Genomic DNA, 19,646 nt, shown 5'->3' with positions numbered 1-19,646 from the left:
CGATGAATCACTCTTTGTTATGTATTGACTTGGGTGGCACCAAAGCGCTTGTGGCTTCGGTTGCGCACACTCAGGTCGAGCAGGTACGCCAGTATGCAGTGCCTAGTCAGGCCAACTTAGACCAAGTTAATGCCTTTGTTATCCGTTTAATCGAAGAAAACCTAACGACCGAAACAACTGGTATTTCGATTGGCGTACCAAGCACACTGGATGTGTGCAGCGGCACCGTACTGACAACACAAAATATTCCTCATTGGCAAAATGTGCCTCTGAAACGGTTGTTAGAACGCCACTTTTCATTGCCCGTTGTTGTCCATAATGACGCAAACTGCTTTGCATTTGGTGAATACTTATATGGTGGCCACCATGCCAACAACCTAATTGGCGTATGCCTTGGCACAGGCATTGGTGCCGGTTTTGTGTTTAACGGTAATTTATATACGGGTAACCATAGTGCTGCAGGAGAGCTAGGAAATTTAAGCTATCTTGATGGAATTATTGAAGATTATGCGTCAGGACAGTTCTTTGGGCGACAAGGAATTGAAGGGAGGTGGTTGGCCGAACAAGCACGCAGTGGCGACCCATTTGCACTACAACAATTTGAGACTTTTGGCAGTCACGTTGGTCATGCACTCGCGCAAGTAGTCATGGTGCTGAATCCAGATGTCATTGTACTTGGCGGCTCCGTGACGCATTCATATGACTATTTTAACGCTGCACTTGAAGCCAAGATGCAGCAGTTGCTTGGCAATGCTTTATATCAATCCGTTCGTGTCATTCCAAGCACCTTAAATCACGCGCCACTTTTAGGGGCATACGGATTGTTTCAACACAATAAAATTAACCATGATAACAAGGAACTAGCCAATGAAGTTTAATCGGCTTATGGCCCTACTTTTTGGGGTGTCGTCACCCCTTTATGCGCTCGACCAAACCGCTGTAAACTGGTTGGGCCAAAATCTTGATGTAAAGTACACCTTGCTTGATAGCAAGCCAAGCACCTGCCCCAAGGCACAGCAAAAGTGTTATTACTCAGAGCTGAGTTTTAGCGTAGCTACAGAAAATACCAAGGCAAATAATGACTTTGCTATCTTTTTTAGCCAACTGATGCCGATTTCCCATGTTGAGGGCGATAACTTTGCCATCACCCATATCAATGGTGATATTCACAAAATCACGCCTGCAGCAGGGTTTAGTGGGTTTTCAAGTACTCCCACTACCGTGCGCTTTTATACCAAGGACTCTCAGGTTACACGCTCGGAGTTTATGCCAAATTATGTTGTAACGGACGCGCAGCTTAAGCTCACCCCACAAGTGATCAAAAGCACGCAAACCCAGCGCGATAACGACACAGGACTTGAGCTACAACCTTATCTGACGCCATTTGATACGCTCAACCAGCTGCAAACCAGCAGTAAAGATGACACCCCGTGGATGGGCAGCGAATACTTATATCAGCATCAAGTGCAGCCAACACTTGATGCTGCAATTGGGCTGATACCAAAACCTAAACAACTGACAGTGCTGTCCGATAAACGACTCAATCTAGCAGCCGGTATTAATCTGCAACTTTCAGGTATTTCAGCTGATGCTATCGCCATGGCACAACAGCGACTCAATACCCTTGGGGTAAAAAGCACCAAGGACGGGCTTGTAGTTAATGTCGCTGTAAAGCCAAATAAGCAATCAAGTCCACATTATCAACTGACAGTCGCCGAAAATAATATCTCAATCCAAGCCAATAACAGCGCCGCTGCATTTTATGCGCTACAAAGCCTTGCTGGACTGCTGGATATTAATGATTTGAGTATTCCCATGGTGGATATTATTGATACACCAAGGTATGACTTTCGTGGTTTACACGTCGATGTTGCCCGCAACTTCCGCTCCAAAGCCTTTATTTTACAAACCATTGAACAGATGGCGGCGTATAAGCTAAATAAATTGCACCTTCATTTAGCGGATGATGAAGGCTGGCGCTTAGCCATAGACGGTCTTGATGAACTCACCTCGGTCGGTGCTTATCGCTGCTTTGATTTGACCGAAACTCGCTGCCTATTGCCGCAATTAGGCGCTGGGAATGATAAAAACGCGCAAGTGAATGGCTTTTACTCTGCAGAAGATTATATTGAGATCCTGCGCTATGCCAAGGCGCATCATATCGAGGTGTTACCCTCATTAGATATGCCAGGTCACTCACGCGCAGCAATCATCGCCATGGAGGCGCGATATAAAAAGCTGATGGCACAAGGCAAACCAGAGGATGCACAGCAATATCGATTAGTAGAAACTGCTGATAAGACGCGTTACAGCTCCATTCAACATTACAACGACAACACGCTAAATGTCTGTATTACAAACACTTACACCTTTATCGACAAAGTATTAAGCGAAGTAAAAGTGCTGCATGACCGTGCTGGTGTACCACTCAACACTTACCATATAGGTGCAGATGAAACCGCAGGTGCTTGGCTAGAATCGCCGGCTTGTAAAAAATTGCGCTCAAGCGTGAAAGATTTTACCAACTTTAACGGTTACTTCATTGAACGGATCGCAAAGCTGCTAGATAAGAAAGGAATACAGGTTGCAGGGTGGAGCGACGGTTTAGGTGATGTACGTACTGCAAATATGCCAGCAAACGTACAGAGCAATGCTTGGGCGACATTAAGCGAAAACGGGCACGCGGTCGCGCATCGCTTCGCCAATCAGGGCTGGCAGGTGGTCTTGTCTAGCCCTGATGTAACCTACTTTGACTTTCCATATCAATCTCACCCAGAGGAGCGTGGTAATCACTGGGCAAGCCGTGCTATCGAAAGCAAGAAGATGTTTGAATTTATGCCAGACAACCTTCCTGCACATGCAGAGATCTGGAAAAATACCAATAACCACGCCTACATAGCCAACGACAGCGACTCATCACTAAACAAAGGGGTTAAGTTTGCCGGGCTCCAAGGGCACTTATGGAGTGAAATGCTGCGCAGTGATGCACAAGCCGAATACATGCTTTATCCACGGCTATTGGCCCTTGCAGAGCGTGCATGGCACCATGCCGAGTGGGAATTACCCTACCAAGCCGGTCGTATATACAGCCAGTCTAGCGGATATTTTACTGCAAAGTTACAGGCGCAACGTGAGGCTGATTGGCAACGATTCGTGGCTATTCTGGGCCATCAAGAGCTGCCTAAATTAGCACAAGCCGGAATTGAATTTCGCATTCCTGTCGTCGCCGCAAAACAGCAATCTGGAGCAAAGCTCGACGCTTTTACCGCCATTCCGGGTTTTGTTATCGAAGCACAGCTTGAAAACGGCAACTGGGTGCCCTTCAATGCCTCACTAAGCAACGTACTTGCACTTAGGGCAGCTCGGTTAGGCTCCGAGCGCAAGGGAAGATCGCTAAGCTTAGACAAAAAGTAGCCCTAACTGGTTTTTAACGCTGAGTACTTTATTAGGTACTTGGCGTTTTCATTGTTGCCAAATATCCCATCACATAATCATTCGAAAGCAAAATGTTGAAAAAGTAAGCAATATGTTTTAGCTTGGCAATTGTGTTTCTTTTTTGTTCGAAAAAATCGAAACAAATTAGTTCGCGTTAATCCACTTTTGTAGCTCAATCTGAGCATCTAGTTTAGAAGGAATACTGAAATGAAATTATCGTTAAACAAAAAGAAAATCAAAGCCCTATCTGCTGACAAACAAACAGTACCTGCAGTAATGACTCCACAAGTTGCAGGCGGCGCGCTTCGTTTCAGCCAAGACAGGCTAACGCATTGTGTTGCCAATACGTGTGGTCGCCACACTTGCCCTGATATTTACTAATCAAGAGTAAAGATCACAGTTCAGTGCCTCATTAGAGGCACTTTAAGGCTTATTTAAATTTAACCTCTTTCTCACTTTTCGTGTAAACACGCGACTCAGGTTGAGTCCACTTGCCGTTTTTCAAATATTGTGTCGACACCGTAAATTGACCACTCTCAAATTTACTGGTTGATTTCACCTTTGTAATGCCATCTTTGTTATTAATGACATCTTCGTATGCCACAAACTCGGTCTGGCTCAGGACTTCCATCGTTCCTTGGGTGTAAAACCCTGCCGTCGTAAAATAGTAAAACACTAGACTGTTTTTACTTTTATCCCAGAAAATTAATGACTCTCCGCCGTACATGCCATCGTTGATTGAATGTAAGGTACGAACAGCCGTGCCATTTAAAGCCCGCTCCCAGTGACTCACATCCTGCATCTTTGGTTTACCTGTAGCTACATCAAAGTCCGATTGCCAAGTACCGAGATAAGGTGTAAACACCGAGAGTTCTTCATTTAATTTTTCATTAGCCCAAGATAGCGTGCTGAATACCACCAATATGGCGAGCCCGAATTTTTTCATCATTTTTATTTCCGTTGATTGTGTCTCAATCAGTATAAATCTTCATGCACAGGTTGCGTACTTAAGGTGAACCAGTCATCCCACCATTGGTAAAAAAACATTGCAAATACACAATTAATACACATTTTAAAACAACAATTACACAACAAATTAATATCATAACTGCAATAGGGAAAGCGGGGAACCTTACCCTGTCTAGAGTAGTTGTTGCAGCACCAACACCAACAAGGAACAACGAACATGCTTGATTATCTTATTATTGGCGCAGGCCCTGCGGGGGTCCAAACTGCTTATCATCTAAAACAAAATGGCTTGTCCTACCTTATGTTGGAGTCAGGTCAGCGCGCAGGATGTTTTTTCGAAACATTCCCAATTCATCGAAAACTGATTTCAATTAATAAAGTATATACTGGTTCAACAAACCCTGAGTTCAACTTACGACACGACTGGAACTCAATTTTAACTGATGACTACAGCCTAAACTTTTCAAGCTTTGACCAAAACTTTTTCCCAAGTGCAGATAATTTAGTCAAATATCTCAATCATTATGTCGACCAAAATCAGCTAAATGTTGCTTATAACCAACATGTTAAGTCCATCGAAAAAATTGCTGGGCACTTTGTAGTAACTACAACAAGTAATGATCAATATGAAGCGTCTCGCGTTATCGTTAGTACAGGCGTCCCTAAACCTTATATTCCAAAGATCGAGGGAATTGAGTTAGTGACGCAATACTCTGACTTAAATATTGATTTGGCCCCGTTTGCAAACAAGCGCGTACTTATTCTCGGTAAAGGAAACTCCGCTTTCGAAACGGCTGATCACCTTATTCCTGCTACAAGTCTAATCCATGTTTGTAGTCCAAATCCTTTAGACATGGCATGGAAGACGCACTATGTTGGCGACCTACGTGCCGTAAACAATAATATTTTAGATACTTATCAGCTTAAATCTCAAAATGCTATCTTAGACGCCGACATTAAGTTAATTGAGAAACAAGACGACCGCTTTATCGTGCACTTTAGTTATGCCCACGCAAATGGAGAGCAAGAAACCATAGAGTATGACGAGATCATTTGTTGTACAGGGTTTGCCATGGATAGCAGCGTTTTTGCCGATAGCGCAAAACCCGATTTAATGATTGAGGGCCGCTTCCCGTCTCTAGATTGCAGCTTTGAATCCATTAATGTGAAAGGTCTTTACTTTGCAGGCACGCTCACTCAATCCACCAAATATCGTAAGTCAACTTCAGGCTTTATTCATGGTTTTAGATACAATAGCCGCGCTTTAGTCGAGATGTTAAAGCAAAAACATCACGATACCGCGCTTGCATGCGATCAACACCTTGGCACACCAGAAGCAATTAGCAGCGCAATCCTCAGCCGTATCAATGAGACTAGCGCGCTATGGCAGCAACATGGCTTTATGGTGGATGCCGTCACAGTATCTGAGACCGGTATGGCGCAGTATTACAAGCACCTACCGAGTCCATACCTCCATGCTCACCTAGGTGATCACTATCATTTGCAGATAGCATTAGACTTTGGTGCGCCAATTGAAGGTGACCCGTTCAACCAGGTTCGGGTGCATAAAGACAACGCGACTGACGCGGAATTAAGTAAATTCTTACACCCCATCATTGAACTTTGCTATCAAGGTGAGGTGATAGAAACTCATCATATTATTGAGGACTTAGAAGCGGATTGGACTGACATAGAAGCGCACGTTAAACCACTTCAACAATTCATTGAGCGAGTACTGCCACAGCTTGCTGGTGAAAAAATGCAAAATAAAGCATCAGCATAGCTCATAAATGAAAAAGGTTGGCAATCAAGCCAACCTTTTCATACTCTACAAGGCTTTAGATTCAGAAAAGTATTTTCGTCTCAACATATCATGAATAACAAATTCTTGCTCTCGACCATAGGCTTTAAACATACGGTTGTTATGCATGTGTAAAAGAGAGCCCAGCAATGATTGTGTACTCAGGTTAAGCGAACCTGACTTTTCTAACGTCAGAATTTCCTTCACCACTGGCTCAGCCTGCATTTGCCAACCTTCTAACAGTGCAAGTATAGCTTGCTGAGCCTCATCACATTGCGCTAGGTTCGAAATATTAAGCTTCGCAAAGTCATCATCGAGCTGTGTTTGATGGTCGCGATAACGATTGCCGAGCTGCTTTCTCAGCGCACTACTCTCATTAAATTCTTTACCAAACCCTGCGCGCAATGAAGAGATTAGCGATAGCTTTTGTTCAGCATCATAGCTAAATAACGTTAGCAGTCGATTAGTAAAAGCTAACGCGACGCGCCAACGGACATCTTCACCAAACTCTGCGACAAGCTGGCAACTTTTTGCAATAAGCTCACTGTCAAACATAAATAAGCTTTCAATCAAAGCCATAGACTGCGGACCGCCGTAACGCTCAACCTCTCGCTCATAAGTCATTAATTCAACTTTATGTAGCTGAGAGCTCTCTATCATAGGTGACAACAGCTGATTAAGTTTCGGCAATAGCTCTCCACAAAGTACTTCTGGCTTGCCTTGGAAGCGTAAGCGTAGATGCCAGTCAGGATCGCCATAGCGAATAAAGAACCACTTATCGAATAATGCGCTATTTTCCTCAATAAGCGGCAATAACTGCTCATAAAGCAGCTGCTCAACAATAGTATTACCTGAATATATTTTTAAGCTAAGCCACTCGGAACCAGCACTAAAACGCCGAGAGATTGGTGTAGCCGTAATATTTTCTAACGGTTTTTCAATGTAGTGCGTGTGAGAAGCTGCACTCTCATTAAGTAAAGGAACAATGATTTCATTAGTATAATGACGACCCTGTGGATCTGTTACTCGTGGTGCAAATTGAGATGCCAACACTTCACTGAGCTCAACCGTATGACGGCCTTTGGTTTCCATCAACAAAACTTCTACCATCGCACTTTGGCTCAAACTCAAAGTTAGCACATTATCACCTGCAGCAAAGCTCACCCAATCGTCTAACAAATACTTATCTTTGAGTTGTTGAAGCTTATTTTCTTCGATGCTCTGATTAACCAGCAACGCCTCAAGCTCTTTGCGCTCAATACGCCATGTTTTCTCATGCAGAATCAGGTTATCTAACATGATACGTGGGACATAGGTTGCGTTTCTTAGGCTCGAGGGCAGTGAAAACTTGGGCGTTTCACTTTCTTGATGTTGCAACATACAAAGGAATTTATAAGCACTCAAGCTTCTGGCAGAGAAGTTATGCGCACTGGATAAGCGAGGAATAATGCGCTTATCTAACCGCTTACTCCAGAGTTTAACCTGCTGGCTTTCGACCCAAACGTATAAATCACTTAGCGGGATCTGGTATTCAGGGTCAAGTGAACTGTCCGCCATGAAGACGATTTCGTATTGTCGTAAATGTGGCCTCGCAATTACGTTACCGGGTCTTCCTTCAGGCATATGTACAATTTCAGCGAAGATAACGTCTTCACTGTGACTATGTTCTTGCTCTAAATGATGAATAACCGATTCTTTTAATGTTTCATCAAGGTGACAGAAGCGACCCAAAAGATTGGCCGCAGACGGCCCGTAACAACCGTTGAACTTAAATACGGGATTAGACTTTTCGTCCTCAAATAAACTCAACATTACAGCCATTGAACGTGGCAAGTTAAGTTCTACTTTATCCTTAACTCTTTGTTTCAACTCACTACTGGTAAGAGCCACACAGCTTGTACCTAAATTGCTTGGCAATGTAACTGCCTGCTCAATAATGTGATCCAGTTCAGTATATTCAGGGGAACTAGATTGACCGCTATTCGCTCGACCCAACTGCAAACCACCCACAAGAGGGGCATCATAACCAGTTTCTGTTGAGACACTGATACCCGATTCATCATCCAATACCATGTCCAAAGGCACAAATTGTCCTTCAAATCGCGCGTTAAACTTAGAAATAAAATTTTCAAGTGGATTCTGCTTAGTGCTGCGATTCAAACTCGCAATCAATTGCAGCTGCTTGTTCACTCTCGCAACTTCTTGTCGTGACATTTCGCAATGCAAAAACGCGCGATAAGTATCCGATTGAAACAGTTTGTTTTCTTGAACTTTTACTGGTAATTCAGAGAGGTAATTAAAAATGGTTTGATATTCTTCAGGCGTTGCATGTCCCTTTTCATCCATAATAGCAAGGTCATTAACTGCTTGCTCCACCTTAGTATAAATCTCTGCTGGCGCGATGGTTTTCAGTGCTTTAATTAGCGCGATGTCGGGGCTATCACCGGTAAGAGGTAGCGGAATATCAGGAATTAACACCCCTTCGCTAATGAGCTCTTCTAGATAGGCGCTAACTTCATCATATTCAGCTTCGTTATAGCGGTGACAAAATTGCTCAATTAACTGAGAAAAGCTGAGCTTTTGCTTCGCAAGCTCCAACATAGTGATGAAGTATTCATCACTATCGACTGCACTTAGGCGATATTGCATCGAGTCATCAGAGAGGTAAGTTTCTATATAACGACACTGATCTGCTATGAAGTAATGGGAAGGATTTGGTAAATAGGACAAACTATCCGATTTTGCTTCCGTTTCGGCTAAATGAGAGCGAACAGCTGACAATAGAAACATATCTAAACGAGTTTTGCGGGAATCATGCTCTGCGTTATCACTCACAAGTCGAGTTTCTGAGCCAATTTTACCCGTATGGATCCCCGAAAAAAGACCAAAAGGTGTAGGACGAGATGACATCCGAATTAAATATCTCAGCAGTGCTAAAGCAACTTTTTTACCTTGTTTAGAGTTTGGCTTTTCGCGCCACTGTTCTAAGCGTTCGAGCAACGAAGGACTTGCGACATAAAGGGCTTCCACCACACCAGGTGTGGCGAGCCAGGCACTCAGCATAGCATTAGTATCTTGTTGATTGAACATGGTTTCAATCGGCAGCTTTGGTGTCCTTAATACAAAAAAGGAATCTGTTGATATTTTAGCTGACATAGTCACTCCTTAACTCATTAGCAAACAATCAACCCAATCTAGGTTGTCATCTAACACGCCAATTAAAGCAAGGCCAATACCAGAATAACCCATTAAAAAGCTATGATCTTCCTGATGTGCCTTTTCCAGACCGTTATATGAATATAAGGCCTCTAATCCACGCTCTTGGTACTGATTTAAGCCATAATCTAGCCAAGTTAAGGCGGCCTGCTGTAACTTAGGATGAGGCATGATTTGGTTGAGCAGTTGATAAATGGTGACTAACCCAAAAAATCCATGACAAAGTCCGGCATCGTTAATATGGCCTTGTGTTGCATCTCTATCGACGTTAAACAAAGCGATTTCCAATGCCTGCTCAACATACCTTGGCTTATCAAGCGCATGCCCAGCTCTTGCAAGTGTCAACGCAATAGTTAAGTCACCATAGCACCAACCTAACCGAGAATGGTGCTCGTCGCCTGCACATGAGCCAAAGCACGCCTTCTTATCCTCTGCATGACTTTGTTGTTCAAGCAGCCAATCACAACCCGCGATAACTAGCTTCTGCGCGCGCAATTTTACCTTTTGATCCTGAAGCGCGGGAAGAAGTGCGGCAATAATGCCAGGTACGCCATGCGCTAGTCCCAAATTAAACTCATGACTTTCCGTATCTTCTTTATCGAAACGATATACGGATTGTTTTGGCTGAGACCAAGCGATCTGCTGATCACTCAACTCTACAGCAACCGATTCATAACCCGTCACTAACCGATCAAATAATGTGCTTTGTTTAGTTCTCTTTGCGCGACGTGAGATATAGGGTGAATAACCAGCTAGGCCGAGCACCATTTCAATTTCTCCCGTCCAAGGAGTAAAATCAAGTGCCGTTGCAAAGAAGTGATCTATCTCCTCCAGCAGCTCAGGGTCATAATCTTCGTCGTCATACTGGTTAAAATATTCAAGCACCCACGCCTGCCCAGCTAACCCTGAACTCAGTTCCGGGGTTTGTTCCGCCAATTCGTTTTGGAGCTTATCTAGCGCCAGATGAAATTTTTCCTCATCGACCCAAGCATCATTAAAGTTCGCCGCTCGAAATAAAAACAATAAGTGCCCAGCAAGACCACTGAGCAAACCATTACGGTCTAGCATTTCTAGGTCTGACTCTACCTGCTTAGCCAGCTTTTCTACCATAGCCAGGATGAGTTCTTTTTTTTCTATATCTAATGGCATTAGCATACTTATCCTTGTTCAAATTCTGTTTTTTATTTTGTCTTCACTACAGGTAAGTTAACCTTTTGTTCAGTCAAACTCAAACTTTGACACACAAGAAATACAGATAAACACAAAACAAACAAAGAATTGACATTCACCCTAACTAGAACTAGTTTTTTTGTACGCCCTTTGAGTTTGGGGGGTTAAAAGGATTGAAATAAAGGATTGTTATTAACCGCAAAAGTAAGGAACAACAAATGAAATTAGCACTAAACAAAAAGTGTATAAAAGCGCTTTCCAACGACAGCAAATCTATTCCAGCGAATATGACACCTCAGATTGCTGGTGGTAAATCTCCTGCAGCAGCCTTATTCACTGATCGCTACGGTGACTGTTGGACAGGTCGTAACCGCTCTTGCCGTGAGCACACCTGTCAGATCCCATAAAGATACATATCAAGCGAGCTCTGTGCTCGCTTTATTTATTCTGAATCAGATGTTGACGTTTGCTCCTCACCCTCACTATGCATCGGCTTTTTGAGCTTAATTTCTCTGTCAGCCGAGGCGATAGTTTCTTTACGGTGCGCAATGATCACACGGGTAATTTTCAACCGCGATACCGCTTCATTGATATCTTCTTCCAGCCCCGTATCAAGGTGGCTTGTTGCTTCATCCATAAACAGAATCTTAGGGTCTTTATATAGAGCACGCGCCAAGATGATCCGCTGCTTTTGACCGCCGGATAAGCTCGACCCCATATCACCAATCAGGCTGTCATAGCAATGATCACACGGGTAATTTTCAACCGCGATACCGCTTCATTGATATCTTCTTCCAGCCCCGTATCAAGGTGGCTTGTTGCTTCATCCATAAACAGAATCTTAGGGTCTTTATATAGAGCACGCGCCAAGATGATCCGCTGCTTTTGACCGCCGGATAAGCTCGACCCCATATCACCAATCAGGCTGTCATAGCCCATTGGCATATCGCTAATATCATCATGGATAGCTGCTAATTGAGCACAATGCACTACTTTTTCCATATTGATTGGTGAATCAAAAAAGGCAATATTATCAGCCACAGTACCGGATAGGAGCTCATCGTCTTGCATCAATTTGGCTAATCCACAAATGCCTTTAAATCTGTTTCCTGACAGCTCACCGCGTGAAAAATCGACAGATTTCACTGCAGAAGCTAATATGTTCCATTTTATTTTTCGGAACAATCTAAATCAGCAGTGAAAAAATAAAAAAGATAATAAGAATAAGTAAGTTAAGATAAACTCACTAATGAAATAACCCAAAATAAAAACAGCATCACACAACCACGTTATTGTTAAAAAAAACCAAATAAAGTCACCTTAATATTAACCTTCACTGAATTTTCAACCAATATATTGACATTTACGTAACCAATATCGATACTAACATCCATCACAACATGCCGTTGAGTTTAACGCACAAATATTATAAATAGTTAAATCAGGATTGGGTAGCGGGGATTTAGACGTAGTCATGCACATATACAGCACCCCTCATTGGACTTTCGTGGCTTCTAATAATGAGCTAATACTGAAAACCGGAGAAATATTCCGCTTAGCTGCTCGCCACAATGCATGCTTGAAAGCGTTGCTGGAGGCTAACGGGCAAACTGTAGATTATGATACTTTATTGATGGAAGTATGGGGTACTCAATATCGTGATACAAACACTATCGCGTCTGTTATTTCTGAACTTAGGAAGCTGATTAACTGCGGTGACCCCAATCTTAAGTACATTTCTACCGTCCCCAAAAAAGGCTATCGTTTTAATGCCTTTGAACAGGTGAGTAGATATACCACCCAGCAATATGCTGAGAAACAACTAGAGACAGGAAGTGCTTCCAAGCTAAAACCACACCCTGAGAACAATAAGGCGCAAGGGCTTGCGCAACCCAAAGCCATCTCATCAGAACAGAAGAACTCCTCTTTATTACAATTGCTAAACCATAAAAAGCAGCTGATTAGCATTAGTTTAATCACAGCATTTACCGCCGTGCTGTTTTTGGCTCCAAGCTTTTCAGCGAATTTTGTTACTCCAAGCTTTTCACAAAAGACGTTAACTTTTGATCGCGGAATTGAATATGATTTTGCTATCTCGCCGGATAAAAGTCTATTGGTGTATTTAAATGAGCAAGAATCTCAATATACCTTGATGGTCAAACAGCTATCCACAGGTGAGAAACAACTTGTTGAGTTGGGAAACAACCAGCGTTTAACGTCTTTTGCATTTTCTAGAGATGGCTTGTCTTTCGCTTTTGTCGAGCACCAGGGCAAACAATGCCAACTGTTTATCACACGTGTGGCAGGAAATGAACTGATTATGGAGGAGAAGAAGCTCCTCGATTCATGTGCTGAAGGGGGCTACCTCATGTCAGTGACGTTTGCTAAAGACGGTAACTCACTTTTCTACGCAAAAGGTGATCAACTCTCCAGTCCATTCGTAATCGTCAAACATGATCTTACCACAGGTCTGATCAGGAACTTTACCTCCCCTCCTACAACAGGGAGAGGTGATTATGGCACAGCAATTAGCCCAAATGGTAATTACATTGCGTTTGTCAGAGACTTATTCTGGGAACGTTCTAGCATTTGGGTAATGAATATCCAAACAGGCGAAACAAGAAAACTATTTTCAAAGCCCTTTTTAATCGACAAAATTAGTTGGCGATCTGACGATGAACTTATTTTCACTAAAGATGGTAAATTACTTTCTTACTCTATTGCCAAGCAAAAGTTTTCGGCACTTGATGAATTACCATTTCAACTTTATATGGCAGAAGCGATCGGTGACTCTGTCATCATGAGTAAAGGCAATCTATTCCTCTCAGAACTGTCTTATCTTGATTTAAACACATTGGCTTTGGAAGAACGAGACAAAATAGATTACTACGAGCACACTCCTACAGCACCTCAAGACGATGGTAGTTTCTATTATATAAGCAATCGCTCAAATCGAAATGGGATATGGCATAGTACAGGAAAGACGAACGTTCTGGTTTCAGACTCTCCTGAACTCGAGCATATAAGCACTCTGGCTGATGCAGGTGACTGCATTCTCGCAACGACCCCTGGCAAATTATTCAGAATCGACAAACAAACAAATGAAATTACGATATTAAAAGAAGACCTCCCTAACCTTGAGAACTTTACGTACTCAAAAGACATCAATAAGGTTCTGTTTAGCAAAGAAGTCAACGAAAGCTGGTATCTGGAATCACTCAAGTTGGATACAGATCAGAAAGAACTACTTGGCGTATCTGGCTATACGGGGCACTTTTTTAAAAATGATATTTATCTTACTCAGTTTAGGAAGCCAGGACTTTGGCGCTATAATCCATACACAAGGGAGAAGAAGCTGCTTATTGAAGAATTTGAAACCTACTCTTCAGGACGATGGGCAGTCACATCAGATTATATATTGTTAATTCATGATACAGAGCTAAAAATATGGCAAAACGCTCCAAGTTACCACCTTGTTAAAACCTTAGAACTTAAGAGCAACCCAAAACGCATAAATTGTAGTGATTCAACCTGTATTTTTGATCGATACACCTTAGGTAGTACCGATATTATAGAGCTAATTGAAGCTAAATAATATCGGAGCTACGTACACCAAGCACCTCACTTATTCATCTTTGAAAGCCGTTTATCTATCTGTTTTTTCTCCCAATCTCGGTCAAAAAAAGAGGGGAAGCCAAAACAGCTAATCCAGCGTAGTACGAACAATATCGACCAACCAGCAAGAACCCAAAGGCTCCACATATATTCATGATTGATAACTGCATTAAGTAGCACCAACAATACACACAGTACTAACCCTTTCAGAGCAAACTGGTAAAATGACTTAATTCTACCTACCTGCTCTATTGCAGCTTTATAACTGCTCGCTTCATTATTCATGGCTAACATTCCTTCAATTTGTTCTGGTACACTTGTAAGTGGCTGTACACCGCTTGCATAAAAGGTATAGAAATTGATTTTTTCTCTGCAAAATCACACAATTCAGCGATCAGATTTAACTCAATGGTAGAGTAATTTTGAATATCTTTAAGCATTGATGCCGATAACGGAGAGTTTGCCTGAGCAAATGCATCTCTCGTCATCTTGTTTGCCCTTGGACGAACTGCATAACCATACGCTTTAGCTACTTGCTGACACTCTTCTAAAATTTGCATTGCTACAGACTGACCATTTCGAGTTTGCAAAATCTCACCAACAGTGCCTCTCAATAAACAGGTCACTCCAGCTAGTGCGTTTATAAAGACAAACTTTTCCCACATCTCTAGCTTAATATGCTTACTCACTCGTAAATTAAAGTGAGCGGTCTTTAGCTGAGCAATTATTACATCTAACCTGTCACTAAGTTCACTACCGTCAGCGACACCCAGTGTCATCTCATGGATAGAGTTATAATGTTGAATGTAACCATCTACATGCCGTGCAGCGCTGATATTACAATAACCATATAACAACTTGGCATCTGGAAAAGCAGCTTGTATTTTTGCATAGTGACCAAAGCCATTAAGCATAGGCAATATAAACGTAGATACGTTAATCGCCGCTGCGCAATGTTGTAAACACTGCTCTAGATCGTAAGATTTACAAGTAAGTAAAACCAGATCATAACTTTGATTGAGCTCATCAGCAGTTACCACGTTAACTGGCGTGTTAACATCTCCTCTGGCGCTTTTTAGGTGTAACCCACCACTGCGTAACTTAGCCGCAGTATTAGCACGAGTAAGGAAAGTAACCTCGGTGCCAGCTTCTACCAGCCTAGCACCGAAGTAACCACCTATCCCACCACAACCTACGATGAGAACATTCATGATTGTTTACGCAGCAGAGTTTTGCTTTTGATATGCTTGCAACAATTTGAAGACTTCAATACCCTCAATTGTCATACCTTCATAGTTACAGCTTGAAATTTTCAAGTTGTGTAAGTTGCTGCGGGTCAGAGTAGTATTAAATAAGTTAATTGATACCATATTTGCTTCTTGACAAGAGACGCCGTCAAATTCAGATTTATCAAACTTCACCTTTTCAAGTTTCGACTCACTGAAGTTCACTTGATTAAGCGTAGATTCTGACGCATCCACTTCCTCGAGAGAGCTTTCTTGCATATTTACGTTAAGAAGCTCCATAGTGTGCTCACAGTTACTTAAGTTGATAGTGTTCATGGTTTTTTCCTTATTTCTGTTGATTCTTAAATAGTGGTAAATGATAAATTTTGTTGGTACTTCTGCTGAATATCGCGCCACATTCCGTGGAATGACTCAGTATTCTCAGAGTCAAAAATAAACAGGCTTAAGAAGTCAGTGCAATGAGTCGAAGCCGCTTTAAAAGCGCCTGGCTTTACAAAAGATTGCTTGAGCTTGATTCGAGAGTCGGTCATTGCACCCAATGGCAAACACTCTTTAACAAATCCCGAAATATTCGAGCGAATTCCTATCAATCCAGATACAGCTGGATTATGTTCATTAATCGAAGGCAAAACCTCCGTGCAGCCCGCTTCGATAGCCAAAACAGCCTCGGCATAATTCACACCGTATTGCAACTCAATCATCCAGACGATACCTCCACCACCTGGTCGTAGACCGATTTCACAGAAAGTGAGTTCGCCGTTAGGCGACACAAAGCATTCCAGATGCGTAATGCCATTTTTGATTTCAAACGCTCTATTTACTTCATCAGAGAATGCAATCAGCCTTTGTTTTAGCTCGGTATCTTCTTCAATTACACTGATAAATGGAGTGCCCGCCGTAAAGTCAATGTTGCTCATACCTGGTAAATAAGCAGCAGGGGCTGTTAATTTTGTTTCACCATTCACTATCATGGCGTTGATATGGTATAGCTGCCCCTCAATAAACTCTTCCGCCTCAAAGTGTCCTAGATGCTGTTGGTTTTTTTCAATCCATACCTCCAGCTCTTGTGGTATAGAAACAAATATAACCTCTTTGCTACCAAAACCATCTTTAGGCTTTATCACCAACTTACCGAATGTAGATAGCATGGTTCTTATTTGCTCAATGTCAGTGCAGCAAGCAAATTGCGGATACTTCACGGTGGTATTTTTCAAGCGTTGCTTCATCGTGACTTTGTCTCTAAACCAAAGACCTTGCTCATGCTGCAGCCCTTCAATTCCCAGTAGCTCACGCAGCTCAGCTGCTAGGCCAACATTAGACTCATCCAAGGTTGCTACCGCGGTGAATTGATACTCTTTATGTAGTGCAACGACCTGCTCTTTAAGCTTTTCTTCTTCAGACCAACGAACAACTTCTACTTTAAATTTGTCCGTTAGCTTTGGATAAGTTTTAGCGTTACCTCGGTCCGCAAGAATCACCCCCTGGCAAGGCAGATTGTCGAATATGGTAGAGCCATCTAGCTTTAGAAAGCTTTCATACTCACCGCGAGCCAGCATTAATACTTGTTTGTTCATCATTTTATTCTCTCTACTTTTTATGCGACTGATTGCGCCGATGCTTTCATTTTTGCCTGTTGTTGCGCTTCTGCTTCCATTTTAGCTCGCATTGCCATCGCCTTTTCTCGTACACGAATTGGGTAAAGATCACTAAAAACGATAGCGGATGTCAGCACTAAGTAGGTTGTGATTAGCGATGCCCACGGATAGTAAACTTCAAACATCATCACTACGCCATTCAATGCAAAGCTAGCGGCCCAGAACAGTGACACATGCTGGTTTGTTTTCAAGAAGATTGGATGCCCCCAGAATTCTTGTTGCGTGACAAGCTTTGAGTGCGTTAACGTAAATGGTTTGTTCACCATTACGGTCACTAATGCCGTAATGGCAAAAACGCCGTAACAGATTTGCGCGCCATACTGAAGTGCCCAGTAAGACCAACCAAAAATACCATTAGCAAACAAAATCAAAAACAATAGTGATGAAACCCAAGATAAAGGGTTGCCGGCTTTGAGATAATGACGGCCAAAATAAGTGTGGAGAACGAAAAATGCGATCCACGCAACATTGATAAGCTCCATCGTGCCAAACCGTAGTACCAAACTGAATACGACCCATGGACCAACCCCTAAAAGAATCTTACGCAGCATATTCCACCTCCGAATCAGTGATTAAAGAAATAATCCCTTTGTTGTAAGCTTTACCTGTACTATCCGAAATGGTGAACATGTAAGTCGCACCTGACTTATTTTTCAGCTCACAACGATAGTTTGGTGCTGGCAACATTGGGCTTAAAAATTTAGCGTTATTTATCAAAAGTTTACACCCTTCTTTTTTGAGCTTTTTAGCTAACTGTGTATAGACCATTTCCATGATTAAGGATGCTGGCACAACTGGAAAACCAGGAAAATGCTCTGCAAAGAGGTAGTGATTTGCATCTAAAATAAACTCAAACACAAAGTCAGATTGCCAACGGATGTTAGTAAACAACATTTGATTGTTATGCATAATTTTATCCTCGCTAAATTTTGGCCACTGTGATTTGGGACTCTGCAACCACGGGTTTGTCTGGTGCCTCATAAACAGATATTTTGACTCGTGCGGATGGCCCAAACGGTGCAGCTTCACAACTAAATTGGTAGTCCTGCAAAACAAACTCACCAAGCTGCTGAAATTGGTTAATGTTTACTGGTAAAACGCGAATTTCACGGCTACTGGCACCTTCAATCACCTTTTTTCCCACTCTGACTGCTGCTTGATGGATACCTTCCAGTGCTAAAAACAATGGATCCACAGCCAAAGTTCCGCAATAGTTACTGAGTACTAATCGACCCTGAGCCACCCCATTTTCAACTTGTTCAATCCGGCAAATATCTAGAAATTGACTATTCATGGCTTACGCTCTCGCATCTAATATCTGTCTGTGCTTATTGCGCCCTGTCAGACTTGCCGTTTCAGGTTTATCAAAACGAACGTTAACCACTCCGGTACGCTTATCGATTGCTTCTTTTATTTCTTCATAACCCAGCAAAGCATGTTCGATTTTCTGGCATTGCTGAGCATCTAACTGGTCATGTAATACTCGAATCGTCAGCAGATCCTGACCCGCGTTATTAGTATCTAATAACACCTCAATTATTATATCCGGCTCACAAATAGTGCTTGCTGCAATACTTCGTAGCGTCTTGACATCAACTAGATTACCGACAAAATTGAAACTCGTATCAGAGCGGTCAATACCCGCCATAATGACCTGTTCTCCTCGAGCTGTAAGCGATACTGCATCCCCAGTATCAAAACGCAAGAAAGGTACAGGTGTCTCCTCATTCAGACAGGTAACAAGTAGCCGTCCTGCTTGATTGATTTCTAGGAAGTAAGCATGTTGTCTGACTTTGTAACGCTCATCACCTTCTTCTATTGCCATAAATCCACATTCTGATAAGCCATAAAAGCCGATAATGCGCACTCCAGGGAAGACCTCTCTTAGTACTTTGGCTTTTGCCTCTCCTAATCGCTCTCCAGTGTATAGAATGCGTTCAATGCCCAATTGCACACCAGTTTCTTTAACAGCATGAGCAACTTGGATAAGCGTCCCTGGCGTACCGGTAAGAACATTGACTTTATATTGCTTCATGAACTTTAACTGTGACTCAGTTTGGTCAGGGCTCAATATACCAAGCGGCAAAATTGATGCGTAACACGCTTCTATAATGCGATTAAATCCGTGGTGCAAAATTGAATACATACCTACCATGAAGAGGTTTGCTGCAACATCCCCTGGCCCCATGACTCCTGCCATTCGAAGTTCTGTGATCAGTTGAATATCCTCTTCACTTGGTCTTGAGCCTGGCGTACTGGTTTTCTCTACGACTAATTTGCTTTGACCTGATGTCCCGCTAGAACCACCGATGATCAAAGGTGCATCTTTGTGATTTTCAAAAGCCTTTTCTGAAAGCTCTATGTATTTTTCCTTTCCCATTTCTGGCACATTGGCCACGAATGACTCATAGTCCGAGATGCGTGGGACTTTTTCATCAGGTAAGTTCATCGCCCAATATTTTTTTACAATTGCTTGGATACGCTTTCTATCAAAAGCGGTATGTTGCAATTCTACTGCTTTAGTTACGTCGTTCATTT

Annotated in this window: 18 protein-coding genes and 1 pseudogene; 6 read left to right on the top strand and 13 right to left on the bottom strand. The window is 42.5% G+C overall.

The genetic code is table 11. The features are described from left to right. The first annotated feature begins 2 nt into the window (after nucleotides 1-2). The 3 genes from DS891_RS14665 (at nucleotide 3) to DS891_RS14655 (ending at nucleotide 3,816) form a co-directional block, all read left to right on the top strand. Nucleotides 3-878 carry an ROK family protein gene (locus DS891_RS14665; RefSeq protein WP_174170162.1) on the top strand — a complete coding sequence of 292 codons (876 nt, stop codon included), beginning with the start codon at nucleotides 3-5 and terminating at the stop codon, nucleotides 876-878. After that, on the top strand, nucleotides 868-3,414 hold the full coding sequence (locus DS891_RS14660) for a family 20 glycosylhydrolase (RefSeq protein WP_174170161.1): 2,547 nt from the start codon (nucleotides 868-870) through the stop codon (nucleotides 3,412-3,414). The genes DS891_RS14665 and DS891_RS14660 overlap by 11 nt, the downstream gene beginning before the upstream one ends. Before the next feature lie 228 nt (nucleotides 3,415-3,642). Beyond that, nucleotides 3,643-3,816: a hypothetical protein gene (locus tag DS891_RS14655; RefSeq protein ID WP_017218574.1), complete on the top strand. Its 174-nt coding sequence runs from the start codon at nucleotides 3,643-3,645 to the stop codon at nucleotides 3,814-3,816. 49 nt (nucleotides 3,817-3,865) lie between these two features. On the opposite strand, the gene DS891_RS14650 is transcribed toward DS891_RS14655, so the two are convergent. Beyond that, nucleotides 3,866-4,384, bottom strand: coding sequence for a hypothetical protein (locus DS891_RS14650; protein WP_174170160.1), 519 nt, complete (start codon nucleotides 4,382-4,384; stop codon nucleotides 3,866-3,868). 237 nt (nucleotides 4,385-4,621) lie between these two features. Here DS891_RS14650 and DS891_RS14645 point away from each other — a divergent pair, with 237 nt between their 5' ends. Further along, nucleotides 4,622-6,187 carry an NAD(P)-binding domain-containing protein gene (locus DS891_RS14645; RefSeq protein ID WP_174170159.1) on the top strand — a complete coding sequence of 522 codons (1,566 nt, stop codon included), beginning with the start codon at nucleotides 4,622-4,624 and terminating at the stop codon, nucleotides 6,185-6,187. Nucleotides 6,188-6,232: 45 nt separating this feature from the next. Here the strand turns inward: DS891_RS14645 and DS891_RS14640 are convergent, their stop codons facing one another. Together DS891_RS14640 and DS891_RS14635 are read right to left on the bottom strand one after the other, a co-directional pair. Then, a complete protein-coding gene (locus tag DS891_RS14640) occupies nucleotides 6,233-9,361 on the bottom strand; it encodes a lantibiotic dehydratase (RefSeq protein ID WP_174170158.1) in 3,129 nt (1,042 codons plus the stop codon). 9 nt (nucleotides 9,362-9,370) lie between these two features. After that, on the bottom strand, nucleotides 9,371-10,576 hold the full coding sequence (locus DS891_RS14635; RefSeq protein WP_174170157.1) for a lanthionine synthetase C family protein: 1,206 nt from the start codon (nucleotides 10,574-10,576) through the stop codon (nucleotides 9,371-9,373). A 233-nt stretch (nucleotides 10,577-10,809) separates the two neighbouring features. On the opposite strand from DS891_RS14635, the gene DS891_RS14630 reads away from it, so the two are divergent. Beyond that, a complete protein-coding gene (locus DS891_RS14630) occupies nucleotides 10,810-10,998 on the top strand; it encodes a hypothetical protein (protein ID WP_010606994.1) in 189 nt (62 codons plus the stop codon). Between the two features lie 35 nt (nucleotides 10,999-11,033). On the opposite strand, the gene DS891_RS14625 is transcribed toward DS891_RS14630, so the two are convergent. After that, complete coding sequence (locus DS891_RS14625) at nucleotides 11,034-11,309, bottom strand: ATP-binding cassette domain-containing protein (protein ID WP_174170291.1); 276 nt, start codon at nucleotides 11,307-11,309, stop codon at nucleotides 11,034-11,036. An 8-nt stretch (nucleotides 11,310-11,317) separates the two neighbouring features. Next, nucleotides 11,318-11,674: pseudogene (locus DS891_RS14620) on the bottom strand (ATP-binding cassette domain-containing protein); the annotation flags it as partial. A 424-nt stretch (nucleotides 11,675-12,098) separates the two neighbouring features. On the opposite strand from DS891_RS14620, the gene DS891_RS14615 reads away from it, so the two are divergent. After that, nucleotides 12,099-14,186, top strand: a complete 2,088-nt coding sequence (locus tag DS891_RS14615) for a winged helix-turn-helix domain-containing protein (protein ID WP_029215891.1) — start codon at nucleotides 12,099-12,101, stop codon at nucleotides 14,184-14,186. Nucleotides 14,187-14,212: 26 nt separating this feature from the next. Here DS891_RS14615 and DS891_RS14610 read toward each other — a convergent pair whose 3' ends face one another. The 8 genes from DS891_RS14610 to DS891_RS14575 are packed head-to-tail and all read right to left on the bottom strand — an operon-like array spanning nucleotide 14,213 to nucleotide 19,644. Then, on the bottom strand, nucleotides 14,213-14,491 hold the full coding sequence (locus DS891_RS14610; protein ID WP_174170156.1) for a 2TM domain-containing protein: 279 nt from the start codon (nucleotides 14,489-14,491) through the stop codon (nucleotides 14,213-14,215). 2 nt (nucleotides 14,492-14,493) lie between these two features. Next, entirely contained in the window at nucleotides 14,494-15,417 is a 924-nt protein-coding gene (locus tag DS891_RS14605; RefSeq protein ID WP_174170155.1) for a ketopantoate reductase family protein, read from the bottom strand. 6 nt (nucleotides 15,418-15,423) lie between these two features. Beyond that, a complete protein-coding gene (locus DS891_RS14600; RefSeq protein WP_010607000.1) occupies nucleotides 15,424-15,768 on the bottom strand; it encodes a pentapeptide repeat-containing protein in 345 nt (114 codons plus the stop codon). Between the two features lie 26 nt (nucleotides 15,769-15,794). Continuing rightward, nucleotides 15,795-17,030 (bottom strand): acetyl-CoA carboxylase biotin carboxylase subunit family protein, encoded by a 1,236-nt coding sequence (locus tag DS891_RS14595; protein WP_227386661.1) that lies wholly within the window; start codon nucleotides 17,028-17,030, stop codon nucleotides 15,795-15,797. A gap of 17 nt (nucleotides 17,031-17,047) precedes the next feature. Next, on the bottom strand, nucleotides 17,048-17,659 hold the full coding sequence (locus tag DS891_RS14590) for an amine oxidase (protein WP_174170154.1): 612 nt from the start codon (nucleotides 17,657-17,659) through the stop codon (nucleotides 17,048-17,050). Continuing rightward, on the bottom strand, nucleotides 17,649-18,017 hold the full coding sequence (locus DS891_RS14585) for a hypothetical protein (protein WP_174170153.1): 369 nt from the start codon (nucleotides 18,015-18,017) through the stop codon (nucleotides 17,649-17,651). The genes DS891_RS14590 and DS891_RS14585 overlap by 11 nt, the downstream gene beginning before the upstream one ends. A gap of 13 nt (nucleotides 18,018-18,030) precedes the next feature. Next, nucleotides 18,031-18,402, bottom strand: a complete 372-nt coding sequence (locus DS891_RS14580; protein ID WP_010607004.1) for a hypothetical protein — start codon at nucleotides 18,400-18,402, stop codon at nucleotides 18,031-18,033. 3 nt (nucleotides 18,403-18,405) lie between these two features. Next, a complete protein-coding gene (locus DS891_RS14575) occupies nucleotides 18,406-19,644 on the bottom strand; it encodes an AMP-binding protein (protein WP_174170152.1) in 1,239 nt (412 codons plus the stop codon). Nucleotides 19,645-19,646 lie beyond the last annotated feature (2 nt).

It is taken from the genome of Pseudoalteromonas sp. JC28 (assembly GCF_013319255.1).
Taxonomy (GTDB): Bacteria; Pseudomonadota; Gammaproteobacteria; order Enterobacterales; family Alteromonadaceae; genus Pseudoalteromonas.
Note: the sequence above shows the minus strand (reverse complement) of the source record. Positions and strands in the feature narration are given on the sequence as shown.

Coding starts and splice junctions, on each gene's coding strand:
- DS891_RS14665 (WP_174170162.1), top strand. CDS start 3: ATGAATCACTCTTTGTTATGTATTGACTTGGGTGGCACCAAAGCGCTT.
- DS891_RS14660 (WP_174170161.1), top strand. CDS start 868: ATGAAGTTTAATCGGCTTATGGCCCTACTTTTTGGGGTGTCGTCACCC.
- DS891_RS14655 (WP_017218574.1), top strand. CDS start 3,643: ATGAAATTATCGTTAAACAAAAAGAAAATCAAAGCCCTATCTGCTGAC.
- DS891_RS14650 (WP_174170160.1), bottom strand. CDS start 4,384: ATGATGAAAAAATTCGGGCTCGCCATATTGGTGGTATTCAGCACGCTA.
- DS891_RS14645 (WP_174170159.1), top strand. CDS start 4,622: ATGCTTGATTATCTTATTATTGGCGCAGGCCCTGCGGGGGTCCAAACT.
- DS891_RS14640 (WP_174170158.1), bottom strand. CDS start 9,361: ATGTCAGCTAAAATATCAACAGATTCCTTTTTTGTATTAAGGACACCA.
- DS891_RS14635 (WP_174170157.1), bottom strand. CDS start 10,576: ATGCTAATGCCATTAGATATAGAAAAAAAAGAACTCATCCTGGCTATG.
- DS891_RS14630 (WP_010606994.1), top strand. CDS start 10,810: ATGAAATTAGCACTAAACAAAAAGTGTATAAAAGCGCTTTCCAACGAC.
- DS891_RS14625 (WP_174170291.1), bottom strand. CDS start 11,309: ATGGGGTCGAGCTTATCCGGCGGTCAAAAGCAGCGGATCATCTTGGCG.
- DS891_RS14610 (WP_174170156.1), bottom strand. CDS start 14,491: ATGAATAATGAAGCGAGCAGTTATAAAGCTGCAATAGAGCAGGTAGGT.
- DS891_RS14605 (WP_174170155.1), bottom strand. CDS start 15,417: ATGAATGTTCTCATCGTAGGTTGTGGTGGGATAGGTGGTTACTTCGGT.
- DS891_RS14600 (WP_010607000.1), bottom strand. CDS start 15,768: ATGAACACTATCAACTTAAGTAACTGTGAGCACACTATGGAGCTTCTT.
- DS891_RS14595 (WP_227386661.1), bottom strand. CDS start 17,030: ATGATGAACAAACAAGTATTAATGCTGGCTCGCGGTGAGTATGAAAGC.
- DS891_RS14590 (WP_174170154.1), bottom strand. CDS start 17,659: ATGCTGCGTAAGATTCTTTTAGGGGTTGGTCCATGGGTCGTATTCAGT.
- DS891_RS14585 (WP_174170153.1), bottom strand. CDS start 18,017: ATGCATAACAATCAAATGTTGTTTACTAACATCCGTTGGCAATCTGAC.
- DS891_RS14580 (WP_010607004.1), bottom strand. CDS start 18,402: ATGAATAGTCAATTTCTAGATATTTGCCGGATTGAACAAGTTGAAAAT.
- DS891_RS14575 (WP_174170152.1), bottom strand. CDS start 19,644: ATGAACGACGTAACTAAAGCAGTAGAATTGCAACATACCGCTTTTGAT.